We start from the raw sequence: 17726 nt of genomic DNA, 5'->3' as shown, positions 1-17726 counted from the left end.
ATCTCCTTAATAGCTACCGTGAGTGTTGTTTTCAATTTCACTAATCGTTACTTTGCGCCACATCTTCACATAACACCATGTTGTGTAGATAAGAATAAGTGGTACAAAAATAACCGCAGCGATAAACATCACGTTAAGTGTCATATGGCTCGAAACCGCATCCCACATAGTTAAACTAATATTTGGGTTGTTGATCGAAGGCATCACAAACGGGAACATTGACATACCCGCAGTTAAGATAACGCCTGCGAGCATTAAGCTTGACGCAGCCAATGCCATTGCTGGTTTTTGTAATTTAGATAATACAATTGCCAGTGCCGCCATCACGAATGCTAGGGCAGGGAACAGCATGGTTAATGGCATTTTTGTATAGTTATCAAGCCATGCACCCGGTGCCTGCGTTACTGTTTTAGCAAGCGGGTTTGCAAACCCTTGAGTATCGCCCATGCTAACGATTTTATAACCGTCAATTTGTGATACCCACACACCAGCTAAGGCAAACAATACAATAAACGCCATCAGTGCATATTGACCATATTGTGCTGAGCGTTTAGCAACCTCTGCATCAGTACGAAGTTGTAACCACATACCAGCGTGACCAACCAGCATCAGTACACTCACTAAGCCAACTACAATGGCAAATGGGTTTAATAACGCAAAGAATGAACCTTGATAACTGACACGCAGTAGGTCGTCGATATGATAAGGCACGCCCAGTAATAAGTTACCAAATGCCACACCAAATACTAAAGCAGGAATAAAGCTGCCAGCAAATAGGCCCCAATCCCAGTTATTACGCCAACGTGGTGAATCTATTTTTGAGCGATAATCAAAACCAAGCGGTCTGAAAAATAACGCAAATAACACCAGCATCATAGCAAAGTAAAAGCCAGAGAAAGCGGCTGCGTAAACCATAGGCCAAGCCGCAAACAGTGCGCCCCCAGCGGTTATGAACCAAACTTGGTTACCATCCCAGTGAGCACCAATGGTGTTAATAACTGTACGGCGTTCAACATCGGTTTTACCAACTAGGCGAAGCAAAATTGCCACACCCATATCCATGCCATCGGTCACTGCAAAGCCAATTAGTAAGACACCAATTAACAGCCACCAGATTAGTTTTAGTGTTTCGTAATCAAAAATCATGACTGAGCTCCTTGGCTTGCAAGTGAATCCGCTTTAGCAAGTTCATGGTGATATTTACCGGTATGAAGTGAGCTTGGGCCTTGTTTAATAAAGCGAAGCATCAGCCAGCCTTCTACAGCAGCAAGACCTGTATAGAAAACTAAGAAACCAGTAATACTAATCAATAAGTCATTCACCGTGAGTGACGAGGTTGCCAAGAAGGTCGGTAAAATTTCCGAAATTGCCCACGGTTGGCGGCCGTACTCCGCAACAATCCAACCAAATTCAATGGCAATCCAAGGCAGAGGAATACTCCATACCGCAGCCCATAATAACCAGCGCTTTTGCTCAATAATGCGGTGTGCGTTGTAATAAAATGCAAGGACGAATACACCAAGCATGATCACGCCACAGCCAACCATGATTCTAAATGACCAGAACATAGGGCCGACTTGAGGGATTGAGTCTTTCACTGCTTTTTGAATGTGCTCTTCTGTTGCATCTACCACGTTAGGGGTATAGCGCTTAAGTAGCAGACCATAGCCAAGGTCGTCTTTTAAGGTATCGAACTTTGCAATGTTTTCTGGTGTGTCTTCACCGCCACGAAGCTTTTCTAAGTATTCGTATGCAATCATGCCATTGCGAATACGTACTTCGTGCTGCTCTTCAAGGTCTTTAATACCCGTTACTTGCTCGTCGATAGAGCGAGTCGCAATGATACCCAGTGCATAGGGGATTTTTACAGCGGCGTGGGTGACTTGTTCTTCTGAGTCAGGAATACCAACCAAAGTAAATGCGGCAGGGGCTTCTTCGGTATGCCACTCAGCTTCAATGGTTGCGAGTTTGACTTTTTGCACCTCGCCAACTTCGTAGCCAGATTCATCACCAAGTAAAATAACACAAAGAATAGACGCTAAACCAAACCCTGAAGCAACCGAGAACGAACGCTTAGCAAAAGCAAGGTCGCGACCTTTTAAGATGTACCAGCTACTAATACCAAGTACAAACATAGATGCTGCAACATAACCTGCTGATACGGTATGAATAAACTTAACCTGTGCGACTGGGTTAAATACCAATTCAGCAAAGCTAGTCATTTCCATGCGCATGGTTTGGTAGTTAAATTCAGCACCTACTGGGTTTTGCATCCAACCATTTGCTACTAAAATCCATAACGCAGATAAGTTAGTCCCTAAAGCCATTAAGAAGGTAGCACCTAGATGCTGACGTTTACTCAAACGCTCCCAGCCTAAAAAGAACATACCGACAAAGGTTGATTCTAAGAAGAAAGCCATTAAGCCTTCAATCGCTAGCGGTGCGCCAAATATATCGCCCACATAGTGAGAGTAATAAGACCAGTTGGTACCAAACTCAAACTCCATGGTTAGACCTGTTGCCACACCAATCGCAAAGTTAATACCAAACAACTTACCCCAGAACTTAGTCATATCACGATAAATTTCGCGACCTGTCATCACGTAAACGGATTCCATGATCACTAAAATCCACGTCATACCTAAGGTAAGGGGAACAAATAGGAAGTGAAATAGGGCAGTGATTGCAAATTGCAATCGCGATAGATCCACAAATGTTTCATCTATCATTGTTTAGCTCCTTGTTAGCGGGTGCGGTAGACACGACAAATATTGATTATGAAGTTTCAGTAATTATTGAAACTTTGCAAATATTAAACCTGTATTCATTTTAGTCAATAGGAAAATACGAAATAAAGATGAATTAATCCTGCTCACCTTTTCTACAGATTAGAGATAAAGCTCTAAAGTTTCAAATATTTAATCGTTATAAAAAGCCGTTTTGCTATGGCTTATTTTATTCTTTTTTAAGCTCTTTTTAGATAGTAGCGAGTAAACCTGCAGGCTACACGCGCAAATAAATGCTCAACCAATGAGCAAGTAGGCAGGCTAATTTCGATTTCTAGTATTTATTAACTCTGTGACATTTATCCGACTGCTAAAACACGGTAAACTCGTTTTTATTAGTGCCAAAAGTTGCGAATTATCAACGAATGAAAGAACAAACAAAGCCGTTACGTATTGCCTTGGTGGCAGGTGAGTTATCAGGTGATATTTTAGGTGAAGGGCTAGTAAAAGCACTTAAACGCCGTTTTCCGGATGCCATATTTGAAGGGATTGCAGGCCCGCGTATGCAAGCGGCTGGCTGTAAAACATTATTCGATATGGACGAATTATCTGTAATGGGCCTAGTTGAAGTACTAGGCCGATTACCGCGCCTACTAAAAATACGCAAACAATTGGTGCAGCATTTTATCGACAACCCACCAGATGTATTTATTGGTATCGATGCCCCTGACTTTAACTTACGTGTCGAAAAACCGTTAAAAGAGGCGGGTATTAAAACAGTACAATATGTTAGCCCATCAGTGTGGGCGTGGCGCGAAAAACGTATTCATAAAATCAGTGCCGCCACTAATTTAGTGCTGGCATTATTACCGTTCGAAAAAGCCTTTTACGATAAGCACGATGTACCTTGTACCTTTGTGGGTCATACTTTGGCTGATGATATTGCCCTTGAGCACGACCAAACCGAGGCTCGTAACCAACTAGGTTTAGCACAAACTGATAAAGTACTTGCGTTGTTACCAGGTAGCCGAGGTTCTGAAGTAGGGCTTTTAAGCGAAACCTACATTGAAACAGCGGCTAAATTGCAAGCGCAAAACCCTGACCTTAAAATTGTGGTTCCGTTAGTCAATGAAAAACGAAAAGCACAGTTTTGTGAAATTTTAGAAAAAACAGCCCCTGATCTAAAACTGCAATTATTGGATGGTCAGTCAAACCTTGCAATGCAAGCGGCTGATGCCATTTTACTTGCCTCAGGAACCGCAACGCTTGAAGGTATGCTGTACAAAAAGCCGATGGTTGTGGGCTACAAAATTAAGCCACTGAGTTACTGGATTTTCAAAACCTTATTTACTTTTAACATTAAGTATTTCTCGTTGCCTAATTTATTAGCCGATGAAGAACTCGTTCCAGAATACTTACAAACTGAATGTAATGTTGAAAACCTATCGGCTGCGCTAACACCTATGTTGAATACCGATAACAGCGAACTAAAAGCGCGCTTTTTAGCCATACATAAAAACATTAGATTAAATGCCAATGAACAAGCTGCAGCAGCAGTCGCGGAGTTACTAAATGCAAATTGAACGACCGAATGTTAATTATATTGCTGGTGTAGATGAAGTTGGCCGTGGCCCATTAGTGGGTGATGTTGTTACCGCTGCGGTAATATTGGACCCAAATAAGCCTATTGCAGGGTTAGCAGATTCTAAAAAGTTATCAGACAAAAAACGTCAATTATTAGCTGCAGAAATAAAAGAAAAAGCCCTTTGCTATGCTATTGGTCGTTGTAGTCCAAGCGAGATTGATGAGTTAAATATTTTGCATGCCACTATGCTCGCGATGAGCCGCGCGGTTGAAGGCTTAAGCGTAAAGCCTGAGTTTGTCTTTATTGATGGTAACCGTGTGCCTAGCCAATTAACTGTGCCAGCACAGGCGGTAGTAAAAGGCGATAGCCTAGTTGAAGAGATTTCAGCAGCATCTATTTTAGCGAAAGTTGCTCGTGACGAAGAAATGATTGAGCTTGATAAGCGTTACCCTGACTATGGTTTTGCAGGCCATAAAGGTTACCCAACTAAAGCACACTTTGCAGCACTTGAACAATACGGTGCTATTGCAGAGCATCGTAAAAGCTTTAAACCTGTTCAGCGCATTTTGGCGTTAAAAGGAGAGCAACTGTAATGCCTGCGCCACAATTTGTTCACTTACGTGTTCACTCAGATTTCTCAATGGTGGATGGCCTAGCTAAAACTAAGCCAATTGTCGCTAAAGCAGAAGAGCTGCAAATGCCTGCGTTGGCTATCACCGATCAGATGAACTTATGTGGTTTGGTGCGTTTTTATGGCGCTGCCCATGGCGCTGGTATTAAGCCTATTGTCGGCGCAGACTTTTGGTTAAGAAGCCCTGAATTTGAAGATGAACCTAGCCGAATTACCATCTTAGCGAAAGATAACGAAGGTTATAAAAACCTTACTTTATTGATCTCTAAAGCGTACCAGCGTGGACATCTATTTCACCGCCCTGTGGTTGACCGTGAATGGCTGGTGGAGCACAAAAATGGCCTGATTTTATTATCTGGCGCTAAAGATGGCGACTTAGGTAAAGCCCTATTAAAAGGTAACCCTGGGCTTATTGAATCGGTCGTTAGCTTTTATAAGCAACATTTTAGCGATCATTATTACATTGAGCTTATTCGTACTGAGCGTGCTTTAGAAGAAGATTATTTACACCTAGCTGTTGAGCTTGCCACAAAAGAGCAGTTACCTGTAGTGGCAACGAACGAAGTGGTGTTTTTAAAACCAGAAAACTTTGAAGCCCATGAAATCCGCGTAGCAATCCATGACGGTTACACCTTAGAAGATAAACGTAGACCAAAACGTTTTTCTGAGCAGCAATATCTTAAAACAGCAGAGCAAATGGCTGAGCTATTTAGCGATATTCCTGAAGCGTTAGAAAACACCGTTGAAATTGCTAAGCGCTGTAATGTGACCGTACAGCTCGGGACTTACTTCTTACCAGATTACCCAACCGGTTCGCTGAAAATTGAAGACTTCTTGGTTAAGGTCTCTGAAGATGGCCTTGAAGAGCGTTTACAGTTTTTATTCCCAGATGAGCAAGAGCGTAAAGAGAAACGTGGCGAGTATGATGAGCGTCTGAAAATAGAGCTCGACGTAATCAACCAAATGGGTTTCCCGGGTTACTTCTTGATCGTAATGGAGTTCATTCAGTGGAGTAAAGATAACAATATTCCGGTAGGTCCAGGGCGTGGTTCTGGTGCTGGTTCATTGGTTGCTTATGCACTGAAGATCACCGACCTTGATCCGCTTGAATTTGACTTACTATTCGAACGTTTCTTGAACCCAGAACGTATCTCAATGCCCGATTTCGACGTCGATTTCTGTATGGATAGGCGTGATGAGGTAATTGATCACGTAGCGGCACTTTATGGTCGTGACGCGGTATCTCAGATCATCACCTTTGGTACCATGGCTGCAAAAGCGGTTATCCGTGACGTAGGCCGTGTACTTGGTCACCCTTACGGCTTTGTTGATCGTATTTCTAAACTAGTACCGGGCGATCCGGGTATGACCTTGGCTAAAGCGTTTGATGTTGAGCCTCGTTTACAAGAAGCCTACGACGGTGATGAAGAGGTCAAAGAGCTTATTGATATGTGTCGCATCCTTGAAGGCTGTACACGTAACGCCGGTAAACACGCTGGTGGTGTTGTAATATCACCAACCACTATCACTGACTTTGCAGCCCTTTATTGTGATGATGAGGGTAAATTCCCGGTAACGCAATTTGATAAAAACGACGTTGAGACGGCGGGTTTAGTTAAGTTTGACTTCTTAGGTCTAAGAACACTTACCATCTTGCAATGGGCAATTGATATGACTAACGAGCGCTTAGCCCGAGAGGGTAAAGAGCCAGTTGATATCAACGCTATTCCACTTGATGATAAGCCAAGTATTGAGTTACTGCTACGCGCCGAAACCACCGCGGTATTCCAGTTAGAATCTCGTGGTATGAAAGACCTTATTCGTCGTCTAAAGCCCGACTGCTTCGAAGATATGATCGCACTGGTAGCACTATTCCGCCCTGGTCCATTGCAATCAGGCATGGTAGATAACTTTATCGACCGTAAGCACGGCCGCGAAGAGTTATCTTACCCAGATGTGCAGTGGCAACACGATAGCTTGATACCCATTCTAGAACCGACCTACGGTATCATTCTTTATCAAGAACAGGTAATGCAGATTGCGCAGGTACTGGCTGGTTATACGCTAGGTGGCGCTGACATGCTGCGTCGTGCGATGGGTAAGAAAAAACCAGAGGAGATGGCAAAGCAACGTTCAACCTTCGAAGAAGGTGCTGTTAATAACGGAGTTGACGGCGAACTTGCAATGAAAATCTTCGACTTGGTAGAGAAGTTCGCAGGTTATGGTTTTAACAAATCTCACTCAGCTGCTTATGCCTTAGTATCGTACCAAACGTTGTGGATGAAAACCCACTACCCAGCAGAGTTTATGGCTGCGGTAATGTCGGCGGATATGGATAACACCGATAAAATTGTTACCTTGGTAGATGAATGTGAAAACATGAAACTGACCTTGTTACCGCCAGATGTAAATGCCGGTGAGTACAAGTTTACGGTTAATCTACAAGGTGAAATTGTTTACGGTATCGGTGCCATTAAAGGGGTTGGTGAGGCGCCTGTTGAAGCTATTTTAGAAGCCCGTAGCGAAGGTGGCCCGTTTAAGGACTTATTTGATTTTTGTGCCCGTGTTGACTTAAAGCGTTTAAACAAGCGAGTTGTTGAAAAGCTTATTTATGCCGGAGCGCTCGATCAACTTGGCCCAGATAAAACCCAACCTGGCCGTGCAACCTTATTAGCAAGCTTAAAAGATGCCATGCGAGCGGCCGATCAGCATCATAAGGCTGAGTCATTAGGGCAGGCAGATTTATTTGGATTACTTGCCACAGAGCCAGATGAAGTTGAACAAGCATTTATCAAAGCCACAGATTTAACCGACAATGAGTGGCTAGATGGTGAGAAAGAAACTTTAGGTCTGTATTTAACTGGCCACCCAATTAATCAGTATCGTAAAGAGTTAAAGCATTATACATCAGGAAGGCTGGTTGATTTACAACCCACTAACCGCGATGTGCAGTCAACGGCTGCAGGCTTAGTGATTTCTGCCCGTACCTTGATAAACAAAAAGGGAAATCGATGGGGTCTTGTAACTTTAGATGACAAGAGTGCCCGTATTGATGTACGCTTATTCCCAGAACAGTTTGAAATGTACCAAGATTTGCTGCAAGTAAACAATATCTTGGTAATATCTGGACAGGTCAGCTTTGATAACTTCTCTGGTGGCATTACAATGACCGCTAGAGACATATGCACCATCGCTGAGGCGCGAGAAAAACGTATAAAAGCGATTAAAATGACCTTGAATATGGTGCAGATCGAGGCGAACTTCTTCGATAATTTACAAAAAGTACTGGAACCTTATAAGTTTGGTACTTGTCCTATTAAAGTATTCTATCAACGTCCGGATGCGTTGGCTGAGATTACCTTAGGAACCGAATGGTGTGTTACGCCGAGTGATGACTTGCTTCATAAGTTATCGCTGATGGCGGCGCAAGATGTAGAACTAGAATTTAATTAATTAGGTAGTTTAGAGCATGAGCCTCAATTATCTTGATTTTGAGCTTCCAATCGCAGAATTAGAAGCAAAAATTGAAGAATTACAAAATGTAAGCCGCGCTGGCGAATTAGACCTTGGATTAGAAGAGGAAGTCAGTCGATTAAAAGAGAAAAGTGCTGAAATGAAAGAGAAAATTTTCTCTGAATTAGGTGCTTGGCAGGTTTCTCAGTTAGCCCGTCATCCGTTGCGTCCTTATACTCGTGATTACATCGAGCGCATTTTCACGGAATTTGACGAACTAGCAGGCGACCGTACTTTTGCTAACGATCCAGCTATTTTAGGTGGTGTTGCACGTTTTGAAGGTCAACCAGTGATGGTTATTGGCCAACAAAAAGGGCGTGACACGGCTGAAAAAATTAAACGCAACTTTGGAATGCCAAAGCCAGAAGGTTACCGTAAAGCATTACGCTTAATGGAAATGGCTGAGCGTTTCAAAATGCCAATCATGAGTTTTATCGACACTCCAGGTGCATACCCAGGTGTTGGCGCTGAAGAGCGTGGTCAAAGTGAAGCAATTGCGCGTAACCTTAAAGTTATGGCTGCGTTAAAAGTACCAACTATCTGTACTGTTATCGGTGAAGGTGGTTCTGGTGGTGCATTAGCAATTGGTGTGGGCGACCGCGTTAACATGTTGCAATACAGCACTTACTCTGTAATTTCGCCAGAAGGTTGTGCATCAATCTTATGGAAAAGCGCAGACAAGGCACCATTAGCTGCAGAAGCCATGGGTGTAACAGCTGCACGTGTTAAAGAGCTTGATTTAATCAACAACGTAATTGATGAGCCACTTGGTGGCGCACATCGTAATTACGATGCGATGGCGCGTAACCTTAAAAACCAACTTAAGCGTGACCTAGCTGACTTACAAGGCCTTTCACTAGATGAAATGCTTGATCAGCGTTACAAACGTTTAATGTCGTTTGGCTATTGCTAAACACAGCTTAAAATTGAAAAAAGCCGCTTTTGCGGCTTTTTTTGTTTTATAATGCCGATAACAAAGACGCTTGTATACTCATTGGTTTTAAATGCAAACATCAGATTTATACCACCATTTTTTAGCACAATTGCAGCCTTTACTGAACGCTCAGCAAAGTAGCTTTAGCGTTGCCTTATCTGGCGGTGTTGATTCGGTTGTATTGTTACATTTAATAAAACAAGCTCAACAGCAGCACTCAGAACTTAAAATTGAAGCTGTGTATGTTAATCATGGTTTGAGCAAGTATGCTGATAAGTGGCAGGGGTTTTGCCAATCGCTGTGTGAAGAGCTCGATGTCGCATTTAAAGCGGTGCACGTTGAAATTTATGAGCGCTCGCGTACATCACTTGAGGCACAAGCAAGAGAGGCTCGTTACCAAGCACTAGACGAAAACTGTATACCAGGTAGTGTAATACTGCTTGGTCAGCACTTAAATGATCAACTTGAGACCTTCTTACTTCGTCTAAAGCGTGGTTCTGGCTTGCAGGGTTTAGCATCGATGCCACAAACGCGATTGTTAGCGTCTGGGCGTGTATGTTTTAGACCGCTGATTAATATCACTCGTGAGCAAATTGAACAATTTGCCAGTGAATTTGCTATTACCCATATCACCGATGATTCAAATGTTGATGAGCGCTTTGACCGCAATTTTTTACGTCATCAGGTTCTGCCCATTTTAACGGAGCGTTTTCAAGGGTTTGAAAAAAGTGCAGCGCGCAGTATTCGGCTGTTACAAAAGCAGCAATCACTGCTCGATGAATATACTCAAAGCGACCTTACAAACTGCCAAAATTCACAGGGTGGTTTAAGCTGCGATGCAATTGCGGGGTTTAGTAAGCCCAGACAAGCAAACCTTGTACGTGCGTGGCTGAATCAGTTTACCCATCAACTACCTTCAGAGAATCAGCTACAGCAAATTATTGAGCAAGGTTTAACGGCAAAAACTGATGCCCAGTTAAAAATTTGTTTGCAAAGCGGCGATGTTCGTCGGCATCAGCAACATTGGTACTTTGTGAAAGAGCAGGCAATACCTGAGGCGATGGATATTGCTTTGCAAAGCGTTGAACTGATTGGTGGCCGAAAACTAATAGTGAAAGCGGGTAAGGGTATTAGACAACCAAAGCCGGATGAGCAAGTAAGGGTTGAATTTAATAAGCCACAAGCGCGTATAAAGCCTTTGCATAAACCCGGCTCAAATACTTTAAAGCATTGGTTTAAAGATGCCAAAGTAGCTCCTTGGTTACGTGCGCAGACACCACTAATTTTTTATAACGATCAACTTGTGCAAGTAGTTGGCTACTTTATTAGTGAGCAGCACAGTGTTGAAGATGGAATTCTATGGGAGACACTCTATGAGTGAACAACCACATGTTGGTTTATCACTAGTTAATAAGGCACCACTTGGCTTTGCGTTGTCGGTGCTAGTAGCTGTAGTTGCCGGTTTTGCTTATGCAGAGCTGACAATAAATACACTTTTTTATGCACTAGCTGGCGGCTTAGTTTGCTCATTATTGCTGCTAGGTTACTGGTCAGGCAAAGGTGGTATTTTCTTTATTCTGGGCGTACTTACGCCGTTGGCTTTAGTGATGGTATCGCCCCTTACCACCATGGCTGCCTTGCTTTACTTATTAAGCGGCTTCTTCGCTGGTTTTTGGTTAGTATTACTTGGTTATAAATTTATAAACAAAAAAGCCTAGCGGGGGATGCTAGGCTTTTACTCAATTAGTAAGCTCTTGCGCAGTTTCTTCCTGCAGCTTTTGCCTTATAAAGACCTTTGTCAGCACGGGCAAACACTTCGTTTTCGCAGTCTTGGTTATTGGCGAGTGTATAACCAATGCTTGATGTTACATCATATTGAGCCATCAACCCTGAGCTAGCAACCAAACTCATAATACGATCAGCAATTACCTTATTAGTGGTGAATTCAGGGTCGTCGATTAATAATGCAAATTCATCTCCACCAAAGCGGAAAATAGAGTCAGTGCCACGCACGCTAGTGCGTAATACATTAGCAAATTCTTGCAGTACATCATCGCCAATTTTATGACCAAAGTTATCGTTAACTTGTTTAAAGTTATCTAAATCAAGCAGCATTAAACTAAATGGACGATGCTGACGGCGGCAACGTTCTAGCTTTTGTGCCAAGCTGTCATTAAATTGACTACGGTTGTTTAAGCCTGTTAGCGCATCTTTAGTCGCTAAACGTAATACGCGGGTATACATAAGCGCATTACGTAATGGGTAAACGAGTGCTGTATGAAGCTGCTTTAATTTTGCTTCAATCGCTTTACCCATAGGGAACTGGCTAAAATAAATTAACTGCCCTAAGCGCTCACTTTCGATATCTAAATCAAAAGAGTACGGTGTTTGACTGGTATCGCTGCCAGCACTTTGTGACACTCCGAGTGCAGATTGGAACTGTAATCCAGATAAATTGATCAGTTGTTTTGCGTGTTCGGCAAAAATTGTCAAAATTTCTTCGATTGATAACGTAGTTTGTAATCTTGCGACCAAATCGTGTGGACTATTTGTTTCATTTATTCGGTAATGCTCTGCCGAAAACGGCAGAAACTCGCCTCGCGCAGACACCCGCTGCGTCAAAATATGGACATTTTCCATGATAATTCTCCCCCCGGAGTGTTTAGATACTCATACTTAGCGAGATTTGTGCCACATTTTTAAACTGGCTGAAAAACAGATGGTTGCTATATTTAAGGTAGGGTACAGCTTTATCATCAAGTAGAAGGGAGTTTATTGCTTGCAAAATGTGCTGATTCAAGTGTTTGGCTTGCTCGTCGCTGCCGTATTATTTGTTTGGTTCTTCAAACGAATTGGTTTACCACCTATTCTTGCTTATCTTGCCACCGGCGTGTTGGCGGGGAGTCATGGTATTGGCTGGATGGCGCAAAGCCACGAAATGCACTTTGTTGCCGAACTTGGCATTGTATTTTTACTGTTTAGCTTAGGGCTTGAGTTTTCGTTGCCGCGTTTAATGGCAATGCGAAATATTGTTTTTGGCCTTGGCTCCTTGCAGGTCGTGGTGACCAGCATTGTATTTATGCTGATTTTACTGCTGTTAGAGCACAGCCTTTTAAATAGTTTTACCATCGCCAGTTTAATGGCGCTATCTTCAACGGCGGTGGTGGTTAAGTTACTTAAAGAGTCTGGAGATTTAAACCAGCGCCGCGGCCAGTTGGCAATAGGGGTGTTGTTGTTTCAAGATATTGCCGTTGTTCCTTTACTCATTGTCTATCCTCTACTGGCTCAAAGTGGCTCTGAAGAAATTGCTGGAGCATTGGCTCTTGCACTCACTAAAGGCGCTTTAGTGTGTATTTTATTGTTCGGCATAGGTAAATGGATTTTGCCTAAAGTGTTTAGCGAAATAGCGCTGGTAAGAACCGATGAGCTATTTATGCTAACGACTTTATTGGTTGCCTTGTTTGCCGCAGGCCTGACTTACCTATTTGGTTTATCGATGGCGTTAGGTGCCTTTTTAGCCGGCATGATGTTAGGAGAAAGCCATTATCGTCACCAACTAGAAGCCGATATTAGACCGTTTCGCGATATTTTGATGGGGCTATTCTTTGTGACCGTCGGTATGCAGTTAGATGCGCTCTATGTACTTAATAGTTGGTACTGGATCATCGCTGTATTAATTGGTTTATTGCTATTTAAAATAGCAGTTCTCGCAATTTCTGCGCAAGTGATGGGGGAGCGTAAGCAAGATGCGGTATCGGCGGGTATTATGCTTTGGCAAATGGGAGAATTTGGCTTTGTGTTAATTGCACTTGCTTCGCAGCATTTGCTGATAAGCTCAGAGCAAGCTTCGTTTTTAATAGCAGTTGGCGTACTTTCAATGGCGCTAACGCCTTACCTTATTGAAAAAACACCGCTTATTCTTAAAAAACTTGGCCTTTTAAGCCATGCAGGGCAGTATTGGCAGCAGCCTGCGACAAGTAGCCCCTTGTATCAAAATCATATTGTGATTTGTGGCTTTTCTCGTGTGGGGCAAACCGTAGCACGCTTTTTAAAACCAGAAGCTATTGAATACGTCGCGGTTGAGAGCAACCCCATCTTATTGCAAGAAGCAAAAGCGGCTGGCGAGCCAGTTATTTTTGGCCATGTAAATCAAAAAGATATTTTAAAATCAGCGGGCGTAGAGCGGGCAAGGCTAGTCATTATTACTTTTACTGATTTTGAGCAAACGCAAATTGTTGTTGATGCCATCAAGCAAATAGCTCCTGACGTGAAGATACTGGTACGGATGCGCGATGACACCGAGATGGAAACACTTAAAGAGCTAGGTGTTACTGAGGTTGTACCAGAAACCCTTGAAGCAAGCCTCATGTTAGTTTCGCATGTGCTTTATATGTCTGGCGTGCCGATGACACGGATCATTCGCCGTGTAAGTAAAGAGCGGCGCAATCGTTATAAGTTTTTAAATGGCTTTTTCACTGGCGATAAACTCGATGGCGAAGAGGCAAGTTCAGATAGGCTTGAGTATTTACATGTTATAGCTCTGCCAGAACACGCTTATGCGGTTAATCAGAAAATTAGTGAGCTTAAACTTGAGCAGCGCCGTGTGTCGGTTAGAGCGCTGCGCCGACAAGACCGAGAAATTGACGCACCTTCATCACAAACTATTTTATTGGCAGGTGATATTTTAGTGTTGCAAGGTAAGCCTCGCCGAGTAGAGCGGGTAGAGAGGTTTTTACTCGATGGTATGGAGTAGCTAATAGCTACTCCAGCTCTAAGAATTTACGAATTTCAGGTAGCTTTTTAAGACCATCTTGGTAGCCAATTTCAATGAGCTTTTGGGTATAACGTTTTTCAAACAGTAAGTAGCTAGTTAAACTCGATTGTGAACGTTTCTTCACGCCTATCATGCGTAGTAACAGTTTGATTGCCATAGGCATGTCATCATAAAACTGAGCGGCGATTGCATTAAAGTTTTGCGATGGGTTGATCACGCATGTTTCGATTTGTTTTAACTCTTGGTGTTTGTCGCGGGCAGGTAATAGGCTCAGCGTGCGATTGATACGCTGTAAACGTTCTAAATCAGACTGTAGCGTGTCGGTAAAGACGCTATCGAGTAAGTGACCTGCAATATTAGAAAGGCCCGGGTAATGAGGCTGGTAACCCGGTGGGTGCAACTCTTTTGGTTCATCAACACCAATAATAAAGATTTTTTCTGCACCTAAGTGAACCGACGGACTCAGTGGCGAAAGTTGGTGAATAGAGCCGTCGCCAAAATAGTGGTTATAAACATTCACGCTCGGGAACACCATCGGAATAGCGCTCGATGCCATTAAGTGCTCAACATTAATGCGGGTTGCTTGCCCCTCACGTTTTGCTCTGCGCCACGGCTTTTGTGTAAGTGACTGAAAAAAGGCCACAGAGTCACCCGTGGTATAGCTCGAAGCGGTAATCGATACTGCATCTAGGTAGTTTTTATGTAGATTTCGTTCGATACGCGATAAATCGAGTATTTCGTGTAGTAACTTTCTAAGAGGCTTATTATTTAGCAAGCTCGCAGGTGGGTGATTAATATGTTCAGATTGAAAACTCGTAAGCATGTTGCGAGTAATATGCAAAAACACACTTAAAAAGTCGCTTTTATAAACCTGAGAAGTCGAAAAGTTTTTCCACACCCATTCAAGTTTTTTGCATGCTAAATGCGCACACGATGCATAACATGCTAATGCAGCGGAATTTATGGCGCCAGCTGATGTCCCATTAATAATAGTAAAGGGTAGCGGTGCTGTGCGAGGCATGCTTTGCGTAATCGCTTTAAGCACACCAACTTGATAAGCCGCTCGCGCGCCACCACCTGTTAGTAATAAAGCGATTTTAGAGTGCTGTGTTTTTTTTAACTTACTGCTCATGGTTGCATTTAAATAGTTGTGCGTCTTTACTTTATTTATCAACTGTAAGTCTTTAAGCTAGAAGAAGCAAAGATTAGCTCAAGGCTAAATGGTTTTTTCGTATTTTTATCTGTTTTATTTTTAAGGGAGTGTCTATGTCAGAGCATTCGTCAGAGCCTGAAGTACAAAAGGGTTCATCAAATAACAACCTGATTTTTGCGGTGGTTGTGCTTATTCTTGTTGCTGGTGTGGCAGCGTTTATTTTATTGAAGCCTGAAGATAAACCAGTGCAAGTTGTTGAAGATATTGTTGCAGAAGAAGCGCCAGTTGTTGAGTACCAAGAGCCTGAACCAGAGTCTGAAGTGACAGAGCCTGAGCCAGAACCAGTTGTAGTGGACACTGCTCCAGAGCGCACTCCAGAGCCAGTTCCAGAAGTTGAACCATTACCAACGTTAAATGAAAGCGATGAAGTGGTTGTTGCCCGTATGGATGAGTTACTAAGTGACCAAGTGATGAGCTTAATGGTGACCGACGATCTTATTCGCCGTGGTGTTGTGTATGTTGATAACATCGCCAAAGGTAAAGTGGCATTAAGCCATGCACCTGTTGAGCGCCCTAAAGAGTCATTTAAAGTTATTGAGGGCGACATTTTAACAATCGACCCAAATAGTTATGAGCGCTACACGCCATACGTAAAACTATTTACCAGCCTGAGCGCGGCCCAAGTAATTCGTATGTATGATGAATACAAACCACTTATCAACGAAGCTTATGCAGAAATTGGCTACGAAGGTGATGCATTCACAGGCACGCTAGAAGAGGCTATTGACGTACTACTTGATACGCCAGAGCCAAAAGGTGATATGCCACTTGTTCGCAACTCAGTTACGTATCAATATGCTTACTCTGAGTGGGAAAACCTACCTGATGCGCAAAAACAATTACTGCGTATGGGCCCAGAAAATATGAAAAAAGTGAAAGCAGCACTGCGCAACATCAAAGCTGAACTTGAAAAGTAAGCGATAACCCCCTTAATGACAGTGCGATTGTATACCAAGTATGCAATCGCACTTTCTTTTTCGAATATCCCTTGAATAACAGGCTAAAAGTAGAGATAATCCCTCCCGCGCCAAACAAGGCCCTCAATGGTAGTCTTATTGGTCCTCTCGCAACACTAGCAGGTGAACCTGGTCAGGCCCGGAAGGGAGCAGCCACAGCGTGTGACGTGTGTGCCGAGATGCGGCTGGTAAGACTGCCACCCAAAATCTCCTTTGGGTGACTTTCTTCATTTAAATTCCATTTTAAAGCTTTCTTTAGAACTCTTTTTTATTCTGTATTAATTAAACTTAACTTTAAGTATGTTTTTTTAAGTTATCGAGACATCCACTTTAGAGTTAATTAGACACACACACATTAAAAATGTGAACTTCGTTTTTATGTACATGATTGATTTGAAGGAGACACTGTCAGTCAGGTACAGATTATAAAAACTATTAAGACACCCACTATAGTAGAAGTTTTTAATAGCTAACTCTAAGAGCAACTAGTTTAGTCGCTCAAAATTAATTAACTAAATTAATCTGTACATCAAAATGTTATGTTTACAAAATTTTGTGGGGCATTGTCTGACTAGGGCCTGACTTTGGGCAAGCTTAGCCCAAGGGTAAGGCTACTTTAAACATTTTCGAGTTTCGGTTTAGGCAAATAGTGCACGACTAGTGCTAATAGAGCTTCTTCGTTTTCGTTTCATATGATTTGTATAAGCTGTGATTGCTTGTTCTTTACCTGCAGTATTTTTAAATGAGCGAGTAAAGGAAGTAGTAAGTGTGAGCCAGTTTTCTGCACAAATGTTTAATCTTTCAAGTATTGGTAACGTATTATCTGGGATTTTCCCAGGCTTATTTTCTCGTATTGAGCGGCCTGTCCAATCTACAAGTTGCAGATATGTCTTGAGCTCAAATGGTAGTCCCTTAGGTATATGTTTTCGTGGTTTACCTGCAAAGCGCATAAGTGATTTCGGTTGCTTATTCTTTTGAGCTGCATTAATTCTAGATTTAATACTGGTGTAGTCAGATTGCTCGGGTAAATCAGCCGCTTTTGCTCTAACAGGATTTAAATCTACATAAGCGAGGCAAGCGGCAAGTGCTGCTTCATCAAGTAAAGCTTGTGACTTAAAGCGACCTTCCCAAAACCGTCCTTTGCATTCATCTTCTTGATTCGCTTTTCGTGCAATACCCTCGTTAAGGACTCGCATAAACCAACTAATACTGCTGAGCCTCTCACGATATAAATTTACCCTGGTATTAACCGCAGAAAGCTCTGCTTGTGTTAGTAATTCGCCATTTAAGAACCGTTGGCAAAGGAATGTACTTTTGAATAATTTGTGCCATCTAATAAGAATCGCTTTATTATTTAGACGCTTAGCTTTTGCTATATCAATGTGAAGAACCAG

13 protein-coding genes and 1 other RNA gene are annotated in these 17726 nt (G+C 42.6%); 9 read left to right on the top strand and 5 right to left on the bottom strand.

The window, feature by feature from the left end:
• Positions 1-6 precede the first annotated feature (6 nt).
• Both cydB and AOG26_RS08125 read right to left on the bottom strand, forming a co-directional pair.
• Positions 7-1146: a cytochrome d ubiquinol oxidase subunit II gene (cydB, locus tag AOG26_RS08130; RefSeq protein WP_054562036.1), complete on the bottom strand. Its 1140-nt coding sequence runs from the start codon at positions 1144-1146 to the stop codon at positions 7-9.
• On the bottom strand, positions 1143-2729 hold the full coding sequence (locus tag AOG26_RS08125; protein ID WP_054562035.1) for a cytochrome ubiquinol oxidase subunit I: 1587 nt from the start codon (positions 2727-2729) through the stop codon (positions 1143-1145). Before AOG26_RS08125 ends, cydB begins: the two co-directional genes overlap by 4 nt.
• A gap of 422 nt (positions 2730-3151) precedes the next feature.
• Here AOG26_RS08125 and lpxB point away from each other — a divergent pair, with 422 nt between their 5' ends.
• From lpxB to AOG26_RS08095, 6 genes are all read left to right on the top strand, one after another.
• Positions 3152-4309, top strand: a complete 1158-nt coding sequence (lpxB, locus tag AOG26_RS08120; protein ID WP_054553105.1) for a lipid-A-disaccharide synthase — start codon at positions 3152-3154, stop codon at positions 4307-4309.
• Positions 4299-4904 (top strand): ribonuclease HII, encoded by a 606-nt coding sequence (gene rnhB / locus AOG26_RS08115; protein ID WP_054562034.1) that lies wholly within the window; start codon positions 4299-4301, stop codon positions 4902-4904. The genes lpxB and rnhB overlap by 11 nt, the downstream gene beginning before the upstream one ends.
• Entirely contained in the window at positions 4904-8395 is a 3492-nt protein-coding gene (dnaE, locus tag AOG26_RS08110; protein ID WP_054562033.1) for a DNA polymerase III subunit alpha, read from the top strand. The genes rnhB and dnaE overlap by 1 nt, the downstream gene beginning before the upstream one ends.
• Positions 8396-8411: 16 nt before the next feature.
• Positions 8412-9368, top strand: coding sequence for an acetyl-CoA carboxylase carboxyl transferase subunit alpha (gene accA / locus AOG26_RS08105; protein WP_054562032.1), 957 nt, complete (start codon positions 8412-8414; stop codon positions 9366-9368).
• A 91-nt stretch (positions 9369-9459) separates the two neighbouring features.
• Complete coding sequence (gene tilS / locus AOG26_RS08100; RefSeq protein ID WP_054562031.1) at positions 9460-10770, top strand: tRNA lysidine(34) synthetase TilS; 1311 nt, start codon at positions 9460-9462, stop codon at positions 10768-10770.
• On the top strand, positions 10763-11107 hold the full coding sequence (locus tag AOG26_RS08095) for a hypothetical protein (protein ID WP_054562030.1): 345 nt from the start codon (positions 10763-10765) through the stop codon (positions 11105-11107). Before tilS ends, AOG26_RS08095 begins: the two co-directional genes overlap by 8 nt.
• Before the next feature lie 25 nt (positions 11108-11132).
• Here the strand turns inward: AOG26_RS08095 and AOG26_RS08090 are convergent, their stop codons facing one another.
• Positions 11133-12029, bottom strand: coding sequence for a GGDEF domain-containing protein (locus AOG26_RS08090; protein ID WP_054562029.1), 897 nt, complete (start codon positions 12027-12029; stop codon positions 11133-11135).
• A gap of 139 nt (positions 12030-12168) precedes the next feature.
• Between AOG26_RS08090 and AOG26_RS08085 the strand changes: the two genes are divergently transcribed.
• The gene (locus AOG26_RS08085; RefSeq protein ID WP_054562028.1) at positions 12169-14142 is read left to right on the top strand and encodes a monovalent cation:proton antiporter family protein; all 1974 of its coding nucleotides are present in this window, start codon (positions 12169-12171) and stop codon (positions 14140-14142) included.
• Between the two features lie 7 nt (positions 14143-14149).
• On the opposite strand, the gene AOG26_RS08080 is transcribed toward AOG26_RS08085, so the two are convergent.
• Positions 14150-15295, bottom strand: a complete 1146-nt coding sequence (locus tag AOG26_RS08080) for a patatin-like phospholipase family protein (protein ID WP_054562027.1) — start codon at positions 15293-15295, stop codon at positions 14150-14152.
• Positions 15296-15429: 134 nt separating this feature from the next.
• Here AOG26_RS08080 and AOG26_RS08075 point away from each other — a divergent pair, with 134 nt between their 5' ends.
• A complete protein-coding gene (locus AOG26_RS08075; protein ID WP_054562026.1) occupies positions 15430-16293 on the top strand; it encodes a DUF3014 domain-containing protein in 864 nt (287 codons plus the stop codon).
• Between the two features lie 136 nt (positions 16294-16429).
• Positions 16430-16526, top strand: an RNA gene (ffs, locus tag AOG26_RS20485) — signal recognition particle sRNA small type.
• A 444-nt stretch (positions 16527-16970) separates the two neighbouring features.
• On the opposite strand, the gene AOG26_RS08070 is transcribed toward ffs, so the two are convergent.
• On the bottom strand, positions 16971-17726 hold a 756-nt coding region (locus AOG26_RS08070), incomplete at its 5' end, for a hypothetical protein (protein WP_054562025.1).

It is taken from the genome of Pseudoalteromonas sp. UCD-33C, from assembly GCF_001306895.1.
Taxonomy (GTDB): Bacteria; Pseudomonadota; Gammaproteobacteria; order Enterobacterales; family Alteromonadaceae; genus Pseudoalteromonas.
This window is presented reverse-complemented; position numbering and strand designations above follow the sequence as displayed.

What these genes read in the sequence shown, in the direction of transcription:
- cydB (WP_054562036.1), bottom strand. Translation starts at nt 1,146, where the DNA reads ATGATTTTTGATTACGAAACACTAAAACTAATCTGGTGGCTGTTAATT.
- AOG26_RS08125 (WP_054562035.1), bottom strand. Translation starts at nt 2,729, where the DNA reads ATGATAGATGAAACATTTGTGGATCTATCGCGATTGCAATTTGCAATC.
- lpxB (WP_054553105.1), top strand. Translation starts at nt 3,152, where the DNA reads ATGAAAGAACAAACAAAGCCGTTACGTATTGCCTTGGTGGCAGGTGAG.
- rnhB (WP_054562034.1), top strand. Translation starts at nt 4,299, where the DNA reads ATGCAAATTGAACGACCGAATGTTAATTATATTGCTGGTGTAGATGAA.
- dnaE (WP_054562033.1), top strand. Translation starts at nt 4,904, where the DNA reads ATGCCTGCGCCACAATTTGTTCACTTACGTGTTCACTCAGATTTCTCA.
- accA (WP_054562032.1), top strand. Translation starts at nt 8,412, where the DNA reads ATGAGCCTCAATTATCTTGATTTTGAGCTTCCAATCGCAGAATTAGAA.
- tilS (WP_054562031.1), top strand. Translation starts at nt 9,460, where the DNA reads ATGCAAACATCAGATTTATACCACCATTTTTTAGCACAATTGCAGCCT.
- AOG26_RS08095 (WP_054562030.1), top strand. Translation starts at nt 10,763, where the DNA reads ATGAGTGAACAACCACATGTTGGTTTATCACTAGTTAATAAGGCACCA.
- AOG26_RS08090 (WP_054562029.1), bottom strand. Translation starts at nt 12,029, where the DNA reads ATGGAAAATGTCCATATTTTGACGCAGCGGGTGTCTGCGCGAGGCGAG.
- AOG26_RS08080 (WP_054562027.1), bottom strand. Translation starts at nt 15,295, where the DNA reads ATGAGCAGTAAGTTAAAAAAAACACAGCACTCTAAAATCGCTTTATTA.
- AOG26_RS08075 (WP_054562026.1), top strand. Translation starts at nt 15,430, where the DNA reads ATGTCAGAGCATTCGTCAGAGCCTGAAGTACAAAAGGGTTCATCAAAT.